Below are 21354 nucleotides of genomic sequence, written 5' to 3' on the forward strand. Positions count from 1 at the left end.
CGGCGCGTCGTTTCGGTGAACGTTCGGCTCCTGCCCAGAAGCCGGAGTCCGCGGCTGCCGCGGCGTATGCATCACACAGATCAGCAGCGCAGATTGACTCGCACTCGGCCCGTTGCTCGTCGGTCCGAGAATCTGCGGTGAACAGAGGCAGGCCGCTACACGGTGGCGTTACGTCCTCCAGTGCAGCGTTCAGGGCATCCCAAGCAGCTTCGGCGTTACTGGCCATGGCGCGGCCCTCCTGCGTCAGGCGTGGGATGTCCACACAGCTGTGACACCTGTTCAGCGGCCGGGAAGGTAACACCTCGCGCGTAAAGGGCTAGAGAGTTACCTGTGTTACCTCTGTTACTTTCGCTAGGGGCCAAGGCAACATAGGTAACACCCCACGGGCCTACGCGAGCCGGTGTTACCTTTGTGGCTGCGGTGCGCCGGGGCATCACTTCTCCCCCTTCTTGGCGCGCTCAGCGCGGAGGTCAACACCGGCGAGCGAGTGATACGCGCCTCGTCCCGACTTGGTGATTTGCCCCGACTTGCACGCGCGGTCAAGGTAGACCTTCACGTTTCGCACGTCTTCGCCCAGGGCCTCGGCGACCTCGGAAGGCGACAGCGTCACGCGCTGACTGTCGATGTAGTGGACTATGGCCTGCCTCAGCTCGCCGTTGCTGCTGACCAACCCGGTCTGCTTGGCCATCACGTCGTGGGCCGTCACTGTGGACCGTTGCAGGTTCACCACGCGCGCGGTCTTGATGGGCTTCCCCTTGCCTGTGGGGTTCGGGTAGACCACTTCCTCCGTCTCGAAGGAGAACGACAGCCGCGCCCCGGTGTAGTTGCCCTTCTCCACGGTGGCGTAGCGCATGCTGGTCTCTTCGTCCTTCACCACGAAGATGTGGGACCGGGCGATGTCCCTCCATGCGTGAGCGCCAGACAGCTTCTCGGCTGCGGTGCCCGCCCCCTTCCTGTGGTGGAGGATGCAGATGATCGAGATGTTGAGCTCGGTGGCCAGGTCGCGAACCGGGTCCATAGCGGTGCGCACGTCCTTGGGCTTGTTCGGGTCGCCGCCGACGTACGAAATGACCGGGTCGAGGATCACCACGCGCGCCCCAGAACTGATCACCGCCTGCCGGATAGCGTCGAGGTCTTCCTGAATTTGCAGCCCTGTATCGCGCCCCTCGCTAGTGACTGTTATGACCTTGAAGCGCCCGGACGACAAGTCGGCACCAGCAGCCCGCATGCGCGGCTTGAGCACCCGCCCCAGGTCGTCTTCACCTACGGCGGTCAGCACCGTGGTCGGTCCGTCGAGGTCGCCCTCTGCGGTGCCCTCCATGATCTGCTTGGCCCAGGTCGCTAGCAGCGTGCTCTTACCGACGTCAGCTGTGCCCGACATGATCGAGAGCGTGCCGAGCGGGAACACGTCTTCGAGCGCCCAGTAGATGGGCTCTTCCTCGACGTCGTTGAGGTCCAGCAGTACAAGCTCCCGGCCGTTGTCCTCCCCCGTGCGCTTGGCCTGCCGGGTGGGCGCTTTCGCCCCATCCTTCTGCTGGTCGTCCTGCACTCGCGTGATGGCCTTTGCCCACGCCCTGTCGAACCCGACGAGGTACCTCGGGTCGGGGTAGTCGCTGGTGTACCGTGCCCGCGCCGCCTCGAACGCCTCCCGGCGACCTCCGCCCCACGTCAGCCCCGACACGAGCGGGGTGACCCAGTTGAGCAGCTCCGGCTCGCTGATGCCTTCCTCGGGGAAGATGGTGGCCTTTCGGTGCGCCCTGTCGGCGGCGAGCTTCTGCTTCGGGTCGGTGGCGCTGCCCGCGCTGTCGAGCCACGCTTCCAGGTCGGCCATGTCGTAGTCCCAGCCGTCCTTCTTGTGGACAAGCGCCCACTCAGGAGCCGGTGCCAGCCGGGGCTTCTTGGTCAGCGTCGGCCCGTTGTAGACGATTAGGCCGATGCCGCTACGGATATCGACTCCGGGCATGCCGTTGAGGTCACGGTCGATGGTGAGCTGTTCGCCCGCTGGTGCCCGGTATAGGTGGTGTTCGCCGTTGCCGCTGCGGCTCGTGTAATTGAACGTGCGTGGGAGGTCGAGGCCAGCCGCTTTCAGGCTCGCGAAACCGTCCTTGCCGTTCTTGCGATCCAGGTCCACGACCACAAGGCCCGACCGCCCGGTATGTATGCCGATGCGCTGCCGTGGGTTATCAGCCCACCACTCACGGATCTGCTTCACGGATCGCGATGCGCCCCTGTCCCAGCCGAACCCCTGTAGAAACCGGCCATCGGGAGTCATCGGGAACACATAGAAGCCTGCACGGGCAAGGCTCAGCGCTGTGTCGAGGTTGCTCATTCGCCGGCCTCCTCGTCCTCGTCGTCAGGCTCGAGCACCACGCGGAAGCGGGTCGGCTCATCGAGCGCGAAGTAGAGCACGCCCTGGCAGCCGTCACAGTTGGAGTGTGCGCGGTACAGGGCGTCGAGTCCCCGGCTCAGGCCGTCCTGGTCACCCCAAGTGGACACATCGCTCTGGTCACCGTGTATGTGGATAAGTCCATAGGGCTCAGCGGTGACACCCAGGAACAGAACTACGTGCTGCGCCCACGGCTTGAACCACTTCGGGCTAGGCCCGTGGTCGCGCACTTCCTCAGCCTCAAACTTCGACAGCCCCGTCTTGCTCGGGTACAGCAGCGCGCCGCTCATGACGTCGCCTCGGGCTTACGCGCGGCCAGCTTCGCGGCCTTGCCCAGCAGCTTGTGGAAGGCACGCTTCCGGGCCTCCTGCTCGCGCTGGTCCTCAGCCACGCTGATGAACTCATCAAGGGTGAGTGCCGGGTACTCCTCGACCACCATGTAGAGCTCGGGAGGCGGCGGGAACGCCGTGACGGTGCGCTGGGGCAGGCGGGAAGGATCGCCCTGCATCGAACCCAGCGGGACGTAGTTGTCACCGTCCCAGGCTTCGGTCGACCCGTCGTGATTGATGAAGATGCCGCTGCGGCTCATTTCTGGCCACCCGTCCGCAGGAGGCCTGACAGGCGCTTGATCTGGGCAGGAGTCAAAGGTGGTGCAGCGGCTACCGCGCGCTCGATAGCGGCTTGAATCTTGGCTTCAGCCAGGTCACGGCGACCTTTGGCTTCTCGCTCGGGGTCATGGATTCGCCGCCCGACCATGATGTCGGACTGCGCCTTGGCGCGGGACGGGGATTCGGAGGTAGACAACGGGAGTCTCTTTCGCGGGATGAAAAGAAACTCCCGCTAAGAAGCTCGACCGGTTGGTCTAGGCACCGGGGTTGTATGTCCGCCTCTAGTGCGGCTCCCACCGGCTTTACGCCATGTACCGAGGCCATAATGTTTACCGAGCCGACCACCAGCTCGTGCTGTTCAGCTGTACGTGCTGCAAGCCTAGATGAAGATGACCCCGTCGCCCATAGCGGCGCGTTGGAGCATTGCCTGGAAATTGTCGTGCTCGTAGAACGCTGGCTTCTTGCACTTCGGGCACTCGAAGCTGGGACGCGGGTACTGCTCGACGCCATTCTCGCTCTTGCGCAGGAACCATTCGTCGTCTTGACCATCGACGCGTACGAACGCACCTTCGGTGTCTGACCACTCGTACCGACGCAGCCTGACCACCCGCTTGTGCGCCTCGCCACCTGGGCAAGCGACCAGCACACCTTGGGACTTGACTGCGGATGCCATATACGCTATTATACCTCCCCGCTACGAGTGGGGCCAAACGCCCTCCCCGCACGGCGTGTCGCCTCTCAGGGCCTCTCTGCCACAGTGCACTGCAGGGCCTAGTGGGTGGGCGCGGAGTGCTACTCCGGCTCGCTCAGCGAGAGCTCAGAGCCGCTCCCACCGACGCCCCGCAGGGCACGCTAGCCGGGGGCCGCCCCACGACCTGCGCACTCAGGCTCTGTGAGTCAAGGTACCTTTTCGCAATTTTGCGGGGGCAATTTTTCCGATTTCCATCTCCTGCGAGGCGAAAGAACAGCGACGATACCCGCTTGACCTCACGCCGAAGGGACTGCGGCACACCGCTGCGTCGCTTGCCATTGCTGCGGGGACGGAGTGCCCCACCGGCTGCCATCGTTCGCCTCCTCTAGGCTGTCTCACATGAGCGTATGGCGGCCCTGGGATACGGACGATAATGAGCACGAGGAACGCTCGCTGATCCGCGAGTTACTACCGGCATCTTTGCAGGCCCCCGCAATGGCGTGGATACGCCGTCAGCTCCACCCAAGCGGCCCATACGGCAATGTAGATATGAACCGAGTACACGCACTTCAGAGCGCCCTGCAGGTCGATTTCCGCTTGCAAAGTCGATTCATCGCTGCAGACGACATGGTTCGTGCGATCACGCAAAAAGGCAATCAGTTCATTGCACGAGTGATCGACTACTTCCTGTCGGGGTTCGAGACTGATCAATGGGGCACTACGCCGAACGAAGCAGAGACGTTGAAGTGGCATTTCGACAGTGCCGCGTCGGCGGCCGAAATCGCCCTTCAGGATGGCGCATACCGACTGAGACGCCGTGCAACGGAGGGAGTAGAGGAGCTTGCGGAGGCCAGTAGGCAGTCCGCTCCTGCCCTCGCCGGTCAGCACTTGGGGAAGGCATGGAACGAGGCATACGCGTTGACCCCGAATACGAGTCTCGCTATGACTGAGGCCATCAAGGCTGTTGAGGCGGCAGCGCATCCCGTGGTAACTCCGACCGCGAAGAAAGTTCGTCTCGGGATGATGACTCAGACCATCAAAGATCAGTCTGGTTGGACGCTCGCCTTTCCGAACCGCGATGACGGCCACCCCGATCACAAGGCGGTGCTCGTGGGGATGCTGGAAACGCTCATCATCGCGCAAGTTGATCGACATGGCGGCGTTGCGCCGTCCGTGATGGAAGCGCACGGGCACGTGCAGCTGGCTTCAATACTCGTGCAGTGGTTCTCGTCAGGCGTGATAGTCCGTGAGCCGGCTGCCTAACGGCGCTTCGCCGTCAGGGATTCCAGGGTAGGGCCGTGGATGTAAAACGCGTCCGGGCATCGACGTCCAAATCGCTGAACGAAATTGCAGCCAACCCAGAACCCACTGATCAAGAGTCAGATACCGTGACCCAAAGGTCATATTGCCATCTTCAATTGGGTCGGCTCGCCTGCGCGACATGGAACCTCACGGTGCTCGGCCCGCTCGAGTCGCAGCGTGATCGGCCAGGAACTGAACTACCTGCTTGTCGGAAGCCCCTTCCGTCCGCATTGTGCGAGCCGTGGCCCGCATCTCCAGATGCGCCGACCAGAGGGCGATGATCCCCTTAAGGCCGGTCACCTTGGCAGCAACGGCGATGAAAGCCATCAGGGATGCCACTGACAGGGGTCCCGCTGCAGCACCGATCAGTTCGATCATCACCATCTCCGCTCAAGCACACCAAAGAAACGATTGTCGTTTCCTGGATTAGCGAGCGATGGTGTGGATTGCCTCCTGATGAGCGTGAATTGCTGATGCCACGGATATTATGCCAGACATCTACGGCCCGACGCAAGCGCCTGCCGCGGCAACCTTATGAAGGTACCGTTACGCAATTGTGCGGGGCACGAGCATCGCGACTTCTTTCTTTCCTGCCAACTCGAGCAGCGTGCGCTTGGTCTGGTCGCGGGAATCCTGCGCCTGCGCGCGCAGCACCTCGGCCAGCGGCGATCCACGGTCCAGGGCGCCGGTGACCTGCTCGACAAACCGGGTCACCTCCGGCAACTGGATGCTGCGCGACAGCGATTGCAATGCCGAACCAATGGGAATCCCGGTATGAACGTCGGCGACCACACCCGCGAATTCGTGAGATAGCTCCCCCGTGCTGGTGAGCGACACCCGTCGAATCGAATCCAGAATGCCTTCTCCCGCCGACAGCGACAGGGTGAGGAATTCAAGAACGGTCGGCAGTTCGCTGCGCATACGAGCCAGTCGTGCGGTGGCGGCCCGGTGGAGCAGCCAGTCCCGCAGTCCGGCGCCCCCGACCGCGGCCACGAAGGGCACGACCAGACGGGCAGGCAGTAACAGCTCGGGCAGGGCAACGATGGTGATCACCGTTCCCGCGGCAAAGGCCAGCAACGCCCAAACGAGCTGCACGGAGCGAAACTCCTCCACCGTCTTCGTCGACCCGGACTGATGCAGTCGGCGCGCAATGGTCTCGCTGCCGCCGAGAAGACTCGATAAACCCCGTGTGAGCGCGCCGAACAGCGGCGCGAATAGGGTTCCCAGCACAGGAATCGGGTTCACCGTTTGCCGGGCGACGATGCGACGCGCTTCCGGAGAAATATCAAGAATGTAGGGCACCACGCGGTCGATCAGGCGGGGCCCGGTCAGCCGCGGCGTCAGGCTCACGAGCGACCACAACCCCACCCCGAGACCCGTCCCGCACAACACGGCCCAGCCGAGGGCGGCGCTCATCGGCGACACCCGCCGATTAAGCGAACCATCGGCGTTCCTCCGGAAGTCGACCGAGAGCAATCATCACTCGATAGGCGATGACCGACAGGGCAAGTCCGCTCGCGATCACAACGATACCGGCCGGCGAGTTGTAGGCGATGGCCGCTTCGGGGCGGGAGGCGAGCAGAATGAGAATGATCCACGGTGCCGCAACGCCCAGTCGGGCAGCATTCACGACCCACGACTGGCGGGCTTCCACTTCGAGCCGCACCGCGGCATCCTGACGCAGCCAGGCCGCGAGGCTGCGCAGTACGACCGTGAGGTCGCTGCCGCCAACTTCGCGAGCCATCCGCAACGTCTCGAGAATGCGGTCGGCAACCGGGTCGGCGAGGGAACGTTTGAGTTCTTCAACGCAGTAGCTGAAATTGCCGGTCGCGCGATATTCACGCTCGAATTGGGCGAAGGCGATGCGGGTCGCGACCGGACCGGCCTGGGCGAGGCTGCTCACGCTGTCTGGCAACGCCAGCCCGGAGCGAAGCGCCGAGACCAGATGGTCGACGACGTCGGGCCACACCGTGCGATTAGCCCGGCGCCGGGCCGCCGCCCGCCACGACACAATCGACCAGGGCAGCACTAGTCCACCCAAACCGGCGACAGCGCTGAGCGCGAGCACCGCGAAGATTCCGTGCACCAGGGCAGCGGATGCCACACCCACAATCGCCGACAGAGCCAGGAACGCCGGAACCGGAACGGCCCGCAGCCCGCTTTGAACCAGGCGCGCCCGCATTCGTTCCCCCATTCTGGCCCGCTGGGGCGTGGCCCCGGCCGGCCACAGTGACGGCGCGAGAACCAATACGAGACCGCTCCCGAGCAGGCACCCCAGTACGAGAGTCATGCGGCTCCCTGCCGCAATACCGCCGCCGGGTCGACGCCAGCTGCGCGAAACTTGGCGAGCTTGGTGGGATGCGAACCGGTCGGCTCGAGGTGGCCATGCGGAGAGAGGAAGAGAGGGCTCGCCTCGATGGTCGAGCCCGCCAACTGGCCGCTCGGGGCGATGATTTCGGTGACCCGCCTCCGGCCGTGGCGATCGATCTCGCAGTGCACCACGATGTCGATGCAGCCCGCCACGGTTGGCAGCACGAACGAGGAGTCAATGTTACGGCCGGCCAACAGCGGCAGAGTTGAGAGTTTCGCGAGCGCATCCCTGGCGCTGTTGGCGTGAATGGAACACATGCCGGGTAGCCCACTGTTCAGGGCGATGAGCAGATCGAGACTTTCTGCCTCGCGTACCTCGCCGACCACGAGCCGGTCGGGCCGCATCCGTAACGACTCCTTGATCAGCCGCCGCAGGGTGATCTCCCCTGTGCCCTCCAGGCTCGGCTGCCGGCACTGCATCGCGACCACATCACGAGCCGACAGGTCGAGTTCGAAGGTCTCCTCTACGGTCACGATGCGTTCGCCCGGCCGGGTCGACGAGAGCAGGGCGTTCAGCATCGTCGTTTTACCGGTCTGGGTGGCGCCGGAGACCAGAATATTCTGCCCGCCCAGCACGCAGATCCGAAGAAAATCGGCTGCCTGCTGGGTGAGCGCGCCGAGCCCGACCAGCTGGTTGAGGTCGCGGATTCGCCGGGTGAACTTGCGAATGTTCACCGCCCAGTGTTTGCGCGTAATATCCGGAATCACCACGTGCAGGCGTGAACCGTCGGGCAGCGACGCGTCGACGAACGGCGACGAGAGGTCGACGCGGCGACCGGAGGCCTGCAACATCCGCTCGACCAGATCACGCACGTCTTGCTCTGCGAGCAACAGTGGGGTCAACTCGGGCACCCCGTCTCGTGCTACGAACACTCGGGCCGGGCCATTGATCCAGATTTCTTCGATCTCCGGATCGTCGAGAAACGGCTGCAGCACGCCAAACCCAGTGAGCGCGGCCACGACCTCGCGGGCGGCCTGGTGTTCATCGGCGATCATCGGCGCGAGCCCTCCGAGCGCCCGCTCGCTGTAGCGACGCAGTTCGTCGCACACGTACTGCTCCACCAATACGTTGTTGGCCGCGAGGTCAACGCCTTCGCGGCGCACCCGCAGTCGAACCTGCTCTGTAATGATACGAACGGCTTCGGTCATCCCCGAATGATGGCCCGATTTCTGATTCTTCGCCTAAGTTGTCCACAGGGCTTGTTTTTTACTTTTCTGAACAGCAAAAATGATCGCAACGGATGCCGGGCATCCATTGCGAACATTCATCCCGACCCGCCGCTTCTGACTAGGGCAGCCGCCCAGCGCAGCGACCCAGCGTTATCGCGCCGACCAGCCGCCATCCATTGTGTAGCTGGACCCGGTGACCATGGCGGCGGCGTCGGAGGCGAGCCAGGCCACGAGCGAGCCGACCTCGGCCGGTTCAACCAGGCGTTTGATTGCGCTCTCGGTGAGCATGATCGTGCTCAGCACCTCCGACTCCGGAATGCCGTGCACGAGTGCCTGGTCGGTGATCTGTTTCTCAACCAGCGGCGTGCGCACATAGCCGGGAGCAACGCAATTGCTGGTGACTCCGTGCTCGCCGCCCTCGAGCGCGGTCACCTTGGACAGCCCTTCGAGTCCGTGCTTGGCCGACACATAGGCGCTCTTGAACGGCGACGCCCGAATGCCGTGCACCGATGACACATTGATGATGCGCCCGAACTTCGCTGCATACATCTGCGGTAATACTGCTCGAATCAGCAGGAACGGCGCCTCCAGCATGAGGGTGAGGATGTTGTGGAAGTCGGCCGGCTTGAAGTCCTGGATGGGGTTGATGCGCTGGATTCCAGCATTGTTGACCAGGATGTCGACCCCCGTGAGCGCGGACGCGAGCGCATCATCGGTGAGGGCAGCGGCATCCATAAGGTTAACGGTCCAGACCGACCCGCCGACCTCCTCGGCGAGCGCGGTGGCACCCGCCGTGTCAATGTCGGCGACGACGACATGCGCGCCGCGGGCGGCAAGTGCCCGAACGACGGCGGCGCCAATTCCGCTCGCACCGCCGGTGACGACGGCGCGACGCCCGGCGAGGGGCTCTGCACTGGTGCGAACGGGGGCGGCGTTGCTGCCGCCGTGGGTGAGATCACTCATGATGTTCCTTTGGTTGCACAATCACTGCACGGGCAGGTCGGTGGGAGGCGAGGCACCACCGGCGCCTCACCTCCCTGACCCAGTCGCTTGCCGACCCAGTCGCTTGCCGACCAGTCGCTTGCGCCGGATCAGTCGCCGGTACCGACGGGCTCAAGCCCGTGCTTGCGGGCGTCGACAGCGTCGACCTCGCGCAGCGACGCTCCCCTGGTCTCCTTGAGCGTAACCACGGCGATCACCGTGATGGCGCACGCGATCATGATGTAGATCGCGACGGGAACCCAACTGTTGTATCGCTGCAATAGCGCAGAGGCGATGATCGGCGCCATCGATCCGGCCAGGATCGAGGTGACCTGGTAGCCGAGGGACACCCCGGAGTAGCGCATCCGCGTCGGGAACATTTCGCTCATGATGGCGGGTTGGCCCGCATACATCAGGGCGTGGAAGCACAGCCCGACCGTGACGGCCAGAATGATCAGCACGGGGTTGAGGGTGTCGAACAGGGGGAAGGCGAAGAACGCCCAGGAAGCACCGAGCACAGCGCCGGCCAGGTAGACGGGCTTACGGCCCAGGCGGTCGGAGAGACGACCGACCTGGGGAATGACGATGAAGTGTACGACGTGTGCGATGAGCAGGGCGATCAACAGCTGGCCGGTGTCGTATTCGTGCACGGTCTTCAGATAGACGATCGTGAAGCTCACGATGATGTAGTACAAAATGTTTTCGGCGAACCGCAGGCCCATGGCTCCAAGGATGCCCTTGGGGTACCTGCGTACGACCTCGAGCACGCCGTAGTTGACGGCCTTCTCGGCTTCAACCTGCGCGCGGGCCTCGAGAAAGATCGGGGCTTCACTGACATGGGTGCGAATGTAGTAGCCGATGACGACGATGATCGCGGAGAGCCAGAAGGCCACGCGCCAGCCCCAGCTAAGGAACTGTTCGGGCGGAAGGATCCACGTCATGGTGAGCAGCACCAGGGTGGCGAGCAGGTTGCCCACCGGCACGGCGGCCTGCGGCCAGCTTGACCAGAAGCCTCGGGACTGGTTCGGGCTGTGCTCGGCGACGAGCAGAACGGCGCCGCCCCATTCGCCACCCACGGCGAATCCCTGAATGAAGCGCAGTGCCACGAGCAGGGCCGGCGCCCAGTAGCCGATGGTGTCGAAGCCGGGCAGGCATCCCATCAGGAAAGTGGCGGCACCAACCATGATGATGGTCACCTGTAGCGTGTGCTTGCGGCCGAGCTTGTCACCGATCTGACCGAACACGATGCCGCCCAGCGGCCGGGCGATGAAGCCGACCGCATAGGTGAGGAAGGCTGCGATGATGCCGTCAAGCTCACTGCCGGCGTTCGGAAAGAAGACCGTACCGAAGACCAGGCTCGCGGCGGTCGCGTAGAGGAAGAACTCGTACCACTCCACGACCGTGCCGACCATGGAGGCGGCAACGATTTTCTTGAGGCCGGATTTCTCGGTTTCGCTGCCGGCGTTGCGCGTAGCCTTGCCGGAACCGGCAGCCCCAACGCGTTGATTGACACTCATTGTCTGTCTCCTTTGTGTCCTCGATGACACGTAGTTGCGGTCCGATGATGCGGGACGTTTGTGGTCGCCGTAACAGAATCACGACCTAACCGAGTATTCACGCACGACGGGCGGAGCATCAAGAGCCAAAACGACAGAGGGCGTGTGCATAATTGCAGATATGACCTTTCCCGGCATCAGTGTCGCCCCCAATCCCGATGATCTCCTCATCTTTCTCGCGGTCGCCCGCACCGGCCGATTCACGACCGCGGCTGAAAGCCTGGGCCTCAACCACACCACCGTGTCTCGGCGCATCAGCGCCCTCGAAAAGACCCTCGACGGCCGCCTGCTGGCCCGCGCCGTGGGTGGGTGGGAACTGACCGAGCTCGGAGAACGCGCCCGCACTGCGGCCGAGGGCGTGGAATCGGCCGTCAGCTTACTGCGCGGTTCTGACGACGAAGCCCAGCAGATCTCCGGGGTGGTACGCATGTCGGCGACTGACGGCTTCAGCGCCTACATCGCTGCCCCGGCCGTGGCCTTACTGCAGCGCCGGCATCCGCTATTGCGGGTTGAAATCGTCACCGTCACCCGCCGCGCCCTACAGCACCGTTCGGGGCTGGATATTGAAGTCGTCGTGGGTGAGCCGCAAGTGCATCGGGCCGAGTCAATTCTGCTCGGTTACTACAGCCTCGGAATGTACGCCTCACGGCACTACCTCAAGGCCCACGGCACACCGGCCACCATTGCCGACCTGACCGAGCATCCGCTCGTCTATTTCGTGGATTCCATGCTTCAGGTCGACGACCTCGATGCCCCCCGGCGGCTCGTGCCCGAGATGCGGGAATCACTCAGCTCGACCAACGTGTTCGTTCACGTCGAGGGAACCCGGGCCGGCGCGGGAATTGGTTTTCTGCCCTGCTTTATGGCCGATCAGCATGCAGATCTGGTGCGCCTGCTTCCGGACGATTTTCAGGAACGACTGCCGTACTGGATGGTTTTACGCACCGAGTCATTGCGGCTGCCGGCGGTCGCAGCGCTCGTCGCGGCGCTCCGGGTGCAAATGGAGTCCTATGCGCCGGCGCTACTCGGCCGAAACGTCACTACAGGAACAGACCCAGCCAACTAGACCCTGGCGCGCGGCTGGCCAACTAGACTGGGAAGGCACCAGCGGGAGTGGTGGAATTGGCAGACACGCAGGATTTAGGTTCCTGTGCTTTCGAGCGTGGGGGTTCAAGTCCCCTCTCCCGCACATGGTCCACTTTTCGCACCGCTCAGCACAGTGGAAGATGCTCTCTCACGGGCGCCGTTCTCTCCTATGTGCTTGCTCATTCGTGGCTCGGTCTTCGCCGAAACGATGCCCTTTCTCAGGGTATTCGTTCCGTTCATCACGGGCGACTCGCTGCAGATGCCGCAGTCGGCGACTTCAAGACCAGCCCACAACCGCCTGACGAGGCGCCTGTCAGGGGTCGACGGCCCGGCGTTTTCTCACCATTAGGCGCTACCCTGTGTCTCGGCACCCGCCGTCGCTACCCGAACGTCTGCCCTCCGCCGACTGGAGTTCCCCGCGTGATTCACACCGCCCTGATTCCCTGGCTCGACCCAACCCAGATCATCGAATCGGCCGGCCCGTGGGCGTTGCTCGTCGTCTGTGCGATCGTGTTTGCCGAAACCGGCCTCTTGGTCGGTTTTCTATTGCCGGGCGATACCCTGCTCATCATCACCGGCTTGCTCGCGTTCCCCGCTGCCGGCGTCATCCAGATCGACATCTGGTGGGTGGCACTCGCCATCGGGTTTGCTGCTTTTTTGGGCGGTGAAGTCGGCTACCTGATTGGGCATAAATTTGGTCCCCGCGTCTTCGAGCGCAAAGAATCCGGTCTCTTCAGCATTAAAAACGTCGACCGCACCAATGCCTTCTTCGTGCGATTCGGTGGCGTCGCTGTCATCGTCGCCAGGTTCGTGCCGATTGTGCGCACCTTCGCACCGGTCGCCGCCGGCGTCGGCCACATGGACTACCGCAAGTACACGTTGTATAACCTTATCGGCGCTCTGCTCTGGGGTACCGGCCTGACCTTCGGCGGGTACTTTCTCGGCTACATTCCGCCGGTGGCCGAATTCGTCACGTCGTACATCGACCTGATCTTGCTCAGCGCGGTGGTCATCACCCTCATTCCCACGGTGTACCACTATGTGCAGTCAGCCGTGAAGGCCCGTCGACTGCGCGGCCTGCCCACCACGGTCACGGGCAGTCACCTACTCGCCCCCGAAACGTTCAACACCAACCACACCGGCCGCCACGAGGGCTGAAGCCGCTACCGTCTCAGCGGTGCTGGCGGTCTTCATGCTCCGCGTGCTCGGCCGGTTCCAGCTGAAAGGTTGAGTGCGCAACGTCGAAATGCTTGCTGAGACATCCCGACAGCTCATCAAGCAAAGCGTCGGTACCGTGCGCCAGCACGGCCGCCTCCACGACGATATGCGCGGTGAACACGTGCGCACCACTCGTAATGGCCCAGACGTGCACATCATGCACGGCGACCACACCATTCGTGCCGAGCAGATGGCGCCGAATCTCGGAGATATCGGTATCGGCCGGCGTGGACTGGCTGAACACGCGCACGACGTCACGTAACAGCATGAAAGCACGCGGAACGATCATGGCGGCAATAACGAGCGAGGCGATGGCATCCGCTTCGGCAAAACCCGTCACCAGAATACTGATGGCGGCCACGATGACGGCAACAGATCCCAGGGCGTCGCCGAGCACCTCGAGGTAGGCGCCACGCATGTTGATCGACCCAGCGGCCGCCGGGCGAAGCAGCAGCACCGCGACGATGTTCGCTGCAAGCCCAATGATGGCAACGACGAGCATGGGGGCCGGCAGCACAGCGTTCTCGCTCGGAGCGACCAGGCGGGCGATCGCTGCGACCGAAACGACACCGGCCACGCCGAGCAGGATCAACCCATTGATCAGCGCGCCAAACACCTCGGTGCGCTGAAAACCGAAGGTGGCTCGGTCCGTCGCCGGGCGTGACGCCACGACGGTGGCTGTCAGGGCAACGATGAGCCCGAACAGGTCGGACAGCATGTGCCCCGCATCGGCGAGCAGAGCCAGCGATCCGGTCAGCCACGCACCGATCACCTCGAGCAGCAGCACGACGAACACGATGCCAATGGCGAGGGTCAGTCGTCTCCGGTTCGAGTCGGTGCCGTGCGCGTGATCGTGGCCCATGGCTCAACGTTAGAGCCGCGCGCACCCGCTCGCCAGCCGACGGGCTAGATGGGAATGAATGCCGTTCTCAGTATCCGAGTGATACCCGATCGAGCACTAAGAGGCGCTGAGCACCTCACGCAGCACCGGAACGAGACCCTCAAACGCGATCGCCCGATGGCTGACCTGGTTCTTTACGTGGGCCGAGAGCTCGGCCGCCGAAATAGCGTACCCTTCGGGCAGAAAGATCGGGTCGTATCCAAAACCGTTGGCGCCGGCCGGTTGGAACAGAAGCTGTCCTGGCCATTCACCGGTCACAGCCCGCTCGGTGCCGTCGGGCAGGGCAAGAGCGGCCACACAGGTGAAGTGGGCGTCACGGTGCTCCTCGGAAACGTCGCTGAGCTGCCAGAGCAGCAGACGCAGGTTCTCACCGGCATCCTTGGCCGGTCCCGACCAGCGCGCCGAAAAAATTCCCGGTGCCCCGCCAAGAATGTCGACGCAGATGCCCGAGTCATCGGCGATCGACGGCAGCCCGGTATGAGCGGCAGCGGCACGCGCCTTGATCAGGGCATTCTCGGTGAAGCTGATGCCGTCCTCGACCGGTTCAGGGCCGTCATAGGCGAGCACCTCGATGCCAGGCAACTGGGCGGCCAGGATGCGCCGCAACTCTTCGACCTTATGGGCGTTGTGCGTGGCGAGAACGATCTGCACCGCTCAACGCTCCAGTGCGCTGGTCTGAAACTCGGTCAGGGTGACGGCGCCCTTCAGGGCGAGGTCGAGCAGAACGTCGAGCTCGCTGCGGTCGAACGGTGCAGCTTCGGCGGTGCCCTGCACCTCGACGAACTTGCCGCGCCCGGTCACGACGACGTTCATGTCGGTGTCAGCGCGCACGTCTTCGGTGTAGGCGAGGTCGAGCATGGGCACTGTGCCGATGATGCCAACGGACACGGCCGAGACGCTGTCGATGAGCGGCTGCGCCTTCTGCGAGATGAACTTCTTGGTGCGTCCCCACTCGAGTGCGTCGGCGAGGGCGACGTACGCGCCGGTGATGGCCGCGGTGCGGGTTCCTCCATCGGCCTGCAACACGTCGCAGTCGAGCACGAGCGTGTTCTCGCCGAGCGCCTTCATATCGACGACCGCGCGCAGGCTGCGACCGATCAAGCGACTGATCTCGTGGGTACGACCGCCGATCTTGCCCTTGACCGATTCGCGGTCCATGCGGCTGTTCGTCGAGCGCGGCAGCATCGAGTATTCGGCGGTGACCCAGCCCTTGCCCTTGCCGCTCATCCAACGCGGAACGCCGTTGGTGAACGACGCCGTGCAGAGCACCTTGGTTCGGCCGTAAGAGATCAGGGCTGAGCCTTCGGCCTGGTCACTCCAGCCGCGCTCGATCGTGATCGGGCGCAGTTCGTCGTTGGTGCGCCCATCGGCGCGCAGGGTCTCGGTCACAGTGTGCTCCTAGTGATTCGGGTGTGAAGGGGAAGACGGGGAACCGCTCAGGGCGGATGCGGCCAGTTCGGCAAGGTTGAGCGTGCCGGTCTCGATCAGGTCGACGCGGCTAACCTCGGGTCCGATCAGACGATGGGCCAGGGCCAGAAAGTCCTCGGCACTGTCGCCGGTAGCCTCATAACGGTAGCTGGGCGGGCTCGTTCGTGCGCGTTCGAGGCCCTGACTCACCAGCACCCGGTAAACGTCATTGGCCGTTTCGGTATCACTCGAGACCAGGGTGACGTCTTCTCCCATCACATACGAGATGGCACCGCGCAGAAAGGGATAGTGGGTGCAGCCGAGTACGAGGGTATCGACACCTGCAGTGCGCAGCGGCGCGAGGTATTCCTCGGCGACGGCGAGCACCTCGGCGCCGGTCGTGACGCCGGCTTCGACAAACTCAACAAACCGCGGGCAGGCCTGGCTGAACAGCGTGATCTGGGGCGCTGCGGCGAAGGCGTCGTTGTAGGCACGCGAATTGACAGTCCCAAGGGTGCCGATGACTCCCACTCGCTGGTTGCGAGTGGTTGCGACGGCGCGGCGCACGGCTGGCTGAATGACCTCGATCACGGGCACGCTGTAGCGTTCGCGGGCGTCGCGCAGCATCGCTGCTGAAGCCGTGTTACACGCGATCACCAGCAGTTTCACGTCTTGCGCCACGAGATCGTCGAGCACGTCAAGGGCGAACTCCCGTACGTCGGCTATTTTCTTGGGCCCGTACGGCGAGTGGGCCGTATCGCCGATGTAGAGGATGGACTCGTTGGGTAACTGGTCCTTGATCGCCCGGGCAACGGTCAGGCCGCCGACTCCGGAATCAAAAATACCAATCGGTGTATCCGTCACGGAGATCAAGCCTAGCCCGACAAGCGGATAAGCTGTGCCGGGTGACTCCGTCCCCAACGTATCCCGCGCCAGCGCCTGGCGGCCCCACCGCCCGCACCCCGGCTTTACGCACCGACCGGTACGAGCTCACGATGGTGGACGCCGCTATCCAGAGCGGGACCGCCGACCGTGAGTGCATGTTCGAAGCGTTTGCCCGGCGGCTGCCCACCGGCCGGCGCTACGGAATCGTCGCCGGTACCGGCCGTCTGCTCGAGCTGATTCGCCAATTCCGCTTCACCACTGAGGAACTGACCTGGCTCGCCGACAACGCCGTCGTGCGCGCTCCGACCCTCGACTACCTGGCCGACTATTCCTTCAGCGGCAACGTCTGGGGTTACCAGGAGGGCGAAGCGTACTTTCCCGGATCGCCCCTGCTGCTGGTGGAGAGCACCTTCGCCGAGGGTGTCATTCTGGAGACCCTCATTCTCAGCGTGCTCAACTACGACATCTCGGTCGCCAGCGCCGCCGCCCGCATGGTCTCAGTGAGCCTCGGCCGCCCGATCGCCGAGATGGGATCCCGTCGCACCAACGAGCACTCAGCGGTCGCCGCCGCCCGTGCAGCATTCATTGCCGGCTTCGCGTCGACGAGCAACCTGGAAGCCGGCCGTCAGTGGGGCCTGCCCACCATGGGAACAGCGGCGCACTCGTTCGTTTTGCTGCACGACAGCGAGGAAGAAGCGTTCCAGGCGCAAGTGGATGCCTTCGGTCCCGCCACGACGCTGCTCGTGGACACCTACGATGTGCCGGCCGGCATCGCACTAGCGGTCAAAATCGCCGGGCCGGAGCTCGGTTCGATTCGCATCGACTCCGGCGATCTCCCCATCGTCGTTGCGGCGGCCCGAGCCCAACTCGATTCTCTCGGTGCCGTCAACACGAAAATCACCGTCACCAGCGACCTCGACGAGTTCGCCATCGCGGCACTGTCGGCCAGCCCAGTCGACGCTTTCGGCATCGGCACTTCGGTGGTCACCGGTTCGGGAGAACCGGCTGCCGGTCTGGTCTACAAGCTCGTCGCGCACAAGGGCCATGGTGACGACTGGATCTCCGTCGCCAAAACATCGACCGCGAAATTGTCCATCGGTGGCCGTAAGAGCGCGCTTCGTCGAGTAGATGCCGTCGGTACCGCCCAGGAAGAGATCATCCTGCTCGGCGACGGCCCCGGCGGCAGTTTCGATTCTCGCAGCGGCCTGGAACGAGCACTCCTGGTTCCGCTGATTACCGACGGCACTGTCGACGAACGTTATCTGGGGCCGGCTGGAACGCTGCGCGCACGTGCGCACAACGCATCCGTAATGCAGGAGCTGCCAATCGAGGCTTTTCGGCTGGGGCGCGGCGAGGCCGTGATTCCGACCTCCTACCGCTAAGCCCGGGGAAAATACCCGCTACTTGGCCTTCATCTTCTCATAGATGGCCTTACATGTCGGGCACACCGGAAACTTCTCGGGGTCGCGTCCCGGCAGCCATTTCTTGCCGCACAGTGCCTTGACCGGTTTGCCCGAGATAGCCGATTCGAGAATCTTGTCTTTGGGAACATAGTGCGAGAAACGTTCGTGATCGCCGGGTTCGATCTGCTCCTGATTCAGGAGTTCTTCGAGCTCACGATCAAGCGTGGACGTTCCGCCGCCGGGCTGGCCGGGCTCTGCAATACTCGCGCGAAATTCAATCATGGAACCAGTCTAAACACTCTGGCCACGACGGGTCAGGCCCGTTGAGCAGAAGCCAGCATCTCTGGACCGCGCCGGTCGAAGGCCCGGGAGCCGACCCAAATTCCCGCGACCACGGCCACGAGGCCGAGGCCGAGGCCGGCGCCAAGGGCGCGCAGGTGCCAAACCGGATCTTCAGCGATTCCGAGGTAGGCGAAAATGAGCGCGGGTAGCGCCACGACGATTGAGCCCGTGAAGGTGAGCGACTGCACTACCGCCGCGGCCGTTTCTGCGGCCTGAGGCTGGGCGAACGGGCTGTCACCTGGCTTGGTGACCGGGTAGGGGAAACGAGTGGAAGTGTAGCTTGAGAACCCTAAACCGGCCAAAAGGATGCACGTGCTCACGCCCAGCATCGATACAAGCACTGACCAGTCGCCGTACAACGAAACGCTGATAACCGAGCCAATGCCGATGAGCGGTATGCCCATGACAAGCGCTGGAAGGAGCCGGCCGATCCGGTCGGCCACGCCATGCGTTCCCGACGCCACGTGCAGCCAGATCGCCGTGCTGTCGTAGGCAACGTCATTGTGCATGGTCCACCCGAGAAAAATGCACATCAGAGGCACCGGCACGAGCGCGAGGAAGTGCAGTGGCACACCGACGATACTCAGTGGCAGAATCGCGATGATTGGCACAATCGGAATCATGATCAGCGACACCCAGTACCGTGAGTCGCGCGCCCAATAAGTGAAGGTACGGGCGGCGATCGCGCCAACGGAACTGTGCGGCAGCCGATCGAACCAACCCAGCCCGGAATATTGTTTCGCCGCTGCTTCACGGCCGGGCGAGACCAGCATGCGCGCCACGACGAACTGCCAGATCAGCCAGAGCGCGTAGACGAATCCGACGGCTATGAGCAGTTTAAGAATGGCCGCACCCCAGGCGCCGGTGGAGGCGTCACCGGGAACAGCCCACGCTGCTCCGAGCGGAGTCCAGCCCAGAATCGTGGCGAGAGTGGCTACCAGGGTCTGGCCATGACGGCCCCAGTCCGTGCTGAACAGCACCACGACAAGCGGCGAAATCAAGACCAGCACAACAACACCGATCAGCCCGGTGAACTCGCGCGAGCGTCTGGTCGACAGGAGAAAGGCCGCAAGGGATGCGCTCACTCGCGACAGCAGAATGCAGGTCGAGAGGATCAGTGCTGCGGAGATCAGAGCGAGCAAAGTCTGCCCGATGCCGCGCGACCACGTGACCACGGTGCCGAGCAGCACGACCGTCAGGGCGAGCGCCGGAACGCCGATGAGCGCCGAACCGGCCAGTCCAAGCGACAATGAACGGTTCGGTATGCCGAGGAAGGCAAACTTACGGGGGTCCATACTGTCGTCGATGCCGACCACGATCGGGATGATCAGAAAACCCAGCGCCACGGCCGATCCGGCCACAGTAAGTGAATCGCGAATCAATGAAGGGTCACCGACGAACCGCAGGGTGATCAGTGCAACGAGAATTGCGATGGAGACGCCGAGACCGTAAAGCAGTCCGACGACCAGGCCGACGACCTGCCAGGGGCTACGGCGAAACAGGTTGGCGAGCAACCGAAGTTTTAGTCCGAAAAATTGTGCAACCATTCCATGCCCTCCGAGACCTTGCGCCCACCGGCGAGCTCGACGAACCGATCTTCCAGCGACTTTGAACCACGGACCTCGTCGATGGTTCCTGCTGCCAGAACGCGGCCCTGCACGATGATCGCGACATGATCGCAGACGCGTTGGATCAGATCCATGCCGTGGCTGGACAGCACGACAGTGCCACCGGCGGCCACATACTTCTGCAAAATCTCGGTGACGTTGACGGCAGAAACCGGGTCGACCGACTCGAACGGCTCGTCCAGCACGAGCACCCGCGGGGAATGAATCATCGCGCAGGCCAGGGCGATTTTCTTCGTCATGCCGGCGGAGTAGTCCGCGACAAGACGGTTGAGGGCATCCTCGAGGCCAAAAGCTGCAGCGAGGTCCGCCGACCTGCTGCGCACGGTGTCGTTGTCGAGGCCGCGCAGGGTGCCAGCATAGTAGAGGAGTTGCCCCCCGGAGAGGCGGTCAAAAAGTCGAAGCCGGTCGGGCAGAACGCCCATCACACGCTTTGCCTCGTTCGGCCGAGCCCAGACATCAATACCGTGCACCGTGATATTTCCGGCGGTCGGCCGTAATAATCCGGTGATCATCGACAGGGTCGTGGTCTTTCCGGCCCCGTTCGGCCCGACAATGCCATAGAACGAACCGGCTCGAACGGTGAGGTCGAGATCGGAGACCGCAACGTTGTGGCCGAATCTCTTCACGAGTCCTCGGGCTGCAATGACTAACGGAGTTTCAATGACGGCGGGCTTCTTCGCCGACTCCGCCGCCGGAGAGGTGCCGGCCTTCGCGGCTGGCTGTGAGTTGGTGCGAATTGTGGCCGTCTTGGGCGTTTCCTGTGGGGATGAATCGATGGTTGGATCAGGCAGCGGTGGGACCGGCGTTGAATGCGGCTGTTCCGCATTGACCCCGACGAGCGCATCGCGGGTCGCGTAGGGTCGCGTCGTTTCGTCGGTTGCGTTCTCGGCGAGTGTCTGTTCAGTCGTCCTGGCTAACGGGGCAACGTCCGATAACTTTGGCGTCGTCAGCTTTCTGGGCGTCGTCGACATGCGCACTGCTGGTTTACGAACCGCTGGTTTAGCCGCCGCTGGTTCACCGGCCGCTGGCTTAGGCACGGCTGGCTTACGCACAGCCGGTTTGCGCACAGCCGGTTGGCTCACAGCCGGTTGGCTCACAGCCGGTTGGCTCACAGCCGGTTGGCTCACAGCCGGCTTACGTGCGCCTTCGTCCGGAACCGCCTGAGTGTCGGCTGACTTGACCGCCGCCGGCTTGCTGGCCGCCGGCTTGCTGGCCGCCGGCTTACGAACTGCCGGCTTGCTGGCCGCTGGCTTACGAACTGCCGACTTGCTGGCCGCCGGCTTACGAACTGCTGGCTTGCTGGCCGCCGGCTTACGAACTGCTGGCTTGCGCACTTCCGGATTGCCGGCTGCCGACTCGGTGGCTGCCGACTCGGTGGCTGCCGACTCGGTGGCAGCCGACTCGGTGGGGAGCGGTGCCA

Annotated in this window: 22 protein-coding genes and 1 tRNA gene; 5 read left to right on the forward strand and 18 right to left on the reverse strand. The window is 63.6% G+C overall.

The window, feature by feature from the left end; genetic code table 11:
- Positions 1–433 precede the first annotated feature (433 nt).
- The 5 genes from CXY70_RS13715 to CXY70_RS13730 all read right to left on the reverse strand — a co-directional run bounded on the left by CXY70_RS13715 (position 434) and on the right by CXY70_RS13730 (position 3667).
- Complete coding sequence (locus tag CXY70_RS13715) at positions 434–2329, reverse strand: AAA family ATPase (RefSeq protein WP_104192912.1); 1896 nt, start codon at positions 2327–2329, stop codon at positions 434–436.
- The gene (locus CXY70_RS13720; protein WP_104192913.1) at positions 2326–2676 is read right to left on the reverse strand and encodes a hypothetical protein; all 351 of its coding nucleotides are present in this window, start codon (positions 2674–2676) and stop codon (positions 2326–2328) included. The genes CXY70_RS13715 and CXY70_RS13720 overlap by 4 nt, the downstream gene beginning before the upstream one ends.
- Positions 2673–2975, reverse strand: coding sequence for a hypothetical protein (locus CXY70_RS13725; protein ID WP_104192914.1), 303 nt, complete (start codon positions 2973–2975; stop codon positions 2673–2675). Before CXY70_RS13725 ends, CXY70_RS13720 begins: the two co-directional genes overlap by 4 nt.
- The gene (locus CXY70_RS17600) at positions 2972–3190 is read right to left on the reverse strand and encodes a hypothetical protein (protein WP_146066136.1); all 219 of its coding nucleotides are present in this window, start codon (positions 3188–3190) and stop codon (positions 2972–2974) included. Before CXY70_RS17600 ends, CXY70_RS13725 begins: the two co-directional genes overlap by 4 nt.
- A 183-nt stretch (positions 3191–3373) precedes the next feature.
- Positions 3374–3667 carry a hypothetical protein gene (locus tag CXY70_RS13730; protein WP_146066137.1) on the reverse strand — a complete coding sequence of 98 codons (294 nt, stop codon included), beginning with the start codon at positions 3665–3667 and terminating at the stop codon, positions 3374–3376.
- Between the two features lie 417 nt (positions 3668–4084).
- On the opposite strand from CXY70_RS13730, the gene CXY70_RS13735 reads away from it, so the two are divergent.
- Positions 4085–4948 carry a hypothetical protein gene (locus CXY70_RS13735; RefSeq protein WP_104192916.1) on the forward strand — a complete coding sequence of 288 codons (864 nt, stop codon included), beginning with the start codon at positions 4085–4087 and terminating at the stop codon, positions 4946–4948.
- 186 nt (positions 4949–5134) lie between these two features.
- Here CXY70_RS13735 and CXY70_RS13740 read toward each other — a convergent pair whose 3' ends face one another.
- The 6 genes from CXY70_RS13740 to CXY70_RS13765 all read right to left on the reverse strand — a co-directional run bounded on the left by CXY70_RS13740 (position 5135) and on the right by CXY70_RS13765 (position 11025).
- Positions 5135–5365: a hypothetical protein gene (locus tag CXY70_RS13740; RefSeq protein ID WP_146066138.1), complete on the reverse strand. Its 231-nt coding sequence runs from the start codon at positions 5363–5365 to the stop codon at positions 5135–5137.
- Positions 5366–5533: 168 nt separating this feature from the next.
- Positions 5534–6403: a type II secretion system F family protein gene (locus tag CXY70_RS13745; RefSeq protein WP_104192918.1), complete on the reverse strand. Its 870-nt coding sequence runs from the start codon at positions 6401–6403 to the stop codon at positions 5534–5536.
- A gap of 16 nt (positions 6404–6419) precedes the next feature.
- Positions 6420–7277: a type II secretion system F family protein gene (locus CXY70_RS13750; protein ID WP_104192919.1), complete on the reverse strand. Its 858-nt coding sequence runs from the start codon at positions 7275–7277 to the stop codon at positions 6420–6422.
- On the reverse strand, positions 7274–8506 hold the full coding sequence (locus CXY70_RS13755; RefSeq protein ID WP_104192920.1) for a CpaF family protein: 1233 nt from the start codon (positions 8504–8506) through the stop codon (positions 7274–7276). Before CXY70_RS13755 ends, CXY70_RS13750 begins: the two co-directional genes overlap by 4 nt.
- 171 nt (positions 8507–8677) lie before the next feature.
- Positions 8678–9490, reverse strand: a complete 813-nt coding sequence (locus CXY70_RS13760) for a 3-hydroxybutyrate dehydrogenase (protein WP_104192921.1) — start codon at positions 9488–9490, stop codon at positions 8678–8680.
- 128 nt (positions 9491–9618) lie between these two features.
- A complete protein-coding gene (locus CXY70_RS13765; RefSeq protein WP_104192922.1) occupies positions 9619–11025 on the reverse strand; it encodes an MFS transporter in 1407 nt (468 codons plus the stop codon).
- Between the two features lie 160 nt (positions 11026–11185).
- Between CXY70_RS13765 and CXY70_RS13770 the strand changes: the two genes are divergently transcribed.
- The 3 genes from CXY70_RS13770 (at position 11186) to CXY70_RS13785 (ending at position 13308) form a co-directional block, all read left to right on the forward strand.
- The gene (locus CXY70_RS13770; RefSeq protein WP_104192923.1) at positions 11186–12130 is read left to right on the forward strand and encodes a LysR family transcriptional regulator; all 945 of its coding nucleotides are present in this window, start codon (positions 11186–11188) and stop codon (positions 12128–12130) included.
- Positions 12131–12171: 41 nt separating this feature from the next.
- A tRNA-Leu gene (locus CXY70_RS13775) sits at positions 12172–12253 on the forward strand.
- Between the two features lie 320 nt (positions 12254–12573).
- Positions 12574–13308 carry a DedA family protein gene (locus tag CXY70_RS13785; RefSeq protein ID WP_199183456.1) on the forward strand — a complete coding sequence of 245 codons (735 nt, stop codon included), beginning with the start codon at positions 12574–12576 and terminating at the stop codon, positions 13306–13308.
- 13 nt (positions 13309–13321) lie between these two features.
- Here the strand turns inward: CXY70_RS13785 and CXY70_RS13790 are convergent, their stop codons facing one another.
- The 4 genes from CXY70_RS13790 to murI all read right to left on the reverse strand — a co-directional run bounded on the left by CXY70_RS13790 (position 13322) and on the right by murI (position 16540).
- Complete coding sequence (locus CXY70_RS13790; RefSeq protein ID WP_104192926.1) at positions 13322–14230, reverse strand: cation diffusion facilitator family transporter; 909 nt, start codon at positions 14228–14230, stop codon at positions 13322–13324.
- Between the two features lie 96 nt (positions 14231–14326).
- Positions 14327–14920, reverse strand: a complete 594-nt coding sequence (gene rdgB, locus CXY70_RS13795; RefSeq protein ID WP_104192927.1) for an RdgB/HAM1 family non-canonical purine NTP pyrophosphatase — start codon at positions 14918–14920, stop codon at positions 14327–14329.
- A 3-nt stretch (positions 14921–14923) separates the two neighbouring features.
- Positions 14924–15658, reverse strand: coding sequence for a ribonuclease PH (gene rph / locus CXY70_RS13800; protein WP_104192928.1), 735 nt, complete (start codon positions 15656–15658; stop codon positions 14924–14926).
- A 9-nt stretch (positions 15659–15667) separates the two neighbouring features.
- Entirely contained in the window at positions 15668–16540 is an 873-nt protein-coding gene (murI, locus tag CXY70_RS13805) for a glutamate racemase (protein WP_104192929.1), read from the reverse strand.
- A gap of 41 nt (positions 16541–16581) precedes the next feature.
- Between murI and CXY70_RS13810 the strand changes: the two genes are divergently transcribed.
- Positions 16582–17943, forward strand: a complete 1362-nt coding sequence (locus CXY70_RS13810; protein WP_255412042.1) for a nicotinate phosphoribosyltransferase — start codon at positions 16582–16584, stop codon at positions 17941–17943.
- Positions 17944–17961: 18 nt separating this feature from the next.
- Here CXY70_RS13810 and CXY70_RS13815 read toward each other — a convergent pair whose 3' ends face one another.
- The 3 genes from CXY70_RS13815 to CXY70_RS13825 are packed head-to-tail and all read right to left on the reverse strand — an operon-like array spanning position 17962 to position 20671.
- Complete coding sequence (locus CXY70_RS13815; RefSeq protein ID WP_104192931.1) at positions 17962–18246, reverse strand: DUF3039 domain-containing protein; 285 nt, start codon at positions 18244–18246, stop codon at positions 17962–17964.
- Between the two features lie 32 nt (positions 18247–18278).
- Positions 18279–19853, reverse strand: a complete 1575-nt coding sequence (locus tag CXY70_RS13820) for a hypothetical protein (RefSeq protein ID WP_104192932.1) — start codon at positions 19851–19853, stop codon at positions 18279–18281.
- Positions 19829–20671, reverse strand: a complete 843-nt coding sequence (locus tag CXY70_RS13825) for an ABC transporter ATP-binding protein (RefSeq protein ID WP_369852721.1) — start codon at positions 20669–20671, stop codon at positions 19829–19831. The genes CXY70_RS13820 and CXY70_RS13825 overlap by 25 nt, the downstream gene beginning before the upstream one ends.
- Between the last annotated feature and the right edge of the window lie 683 nt (positions 20672–21354).

Source organism: Cryobacterium sp. Y82 (genome assembly GCF_002929495.1).
In the GTDB taxonomy this organism is placed as follows: domain Bacteria; phylum Actinomycetota; class Actinomycetes; order Actinomycetales; family Microbacteriaceae; genus Cryobacterium; species Cryobacterium serini.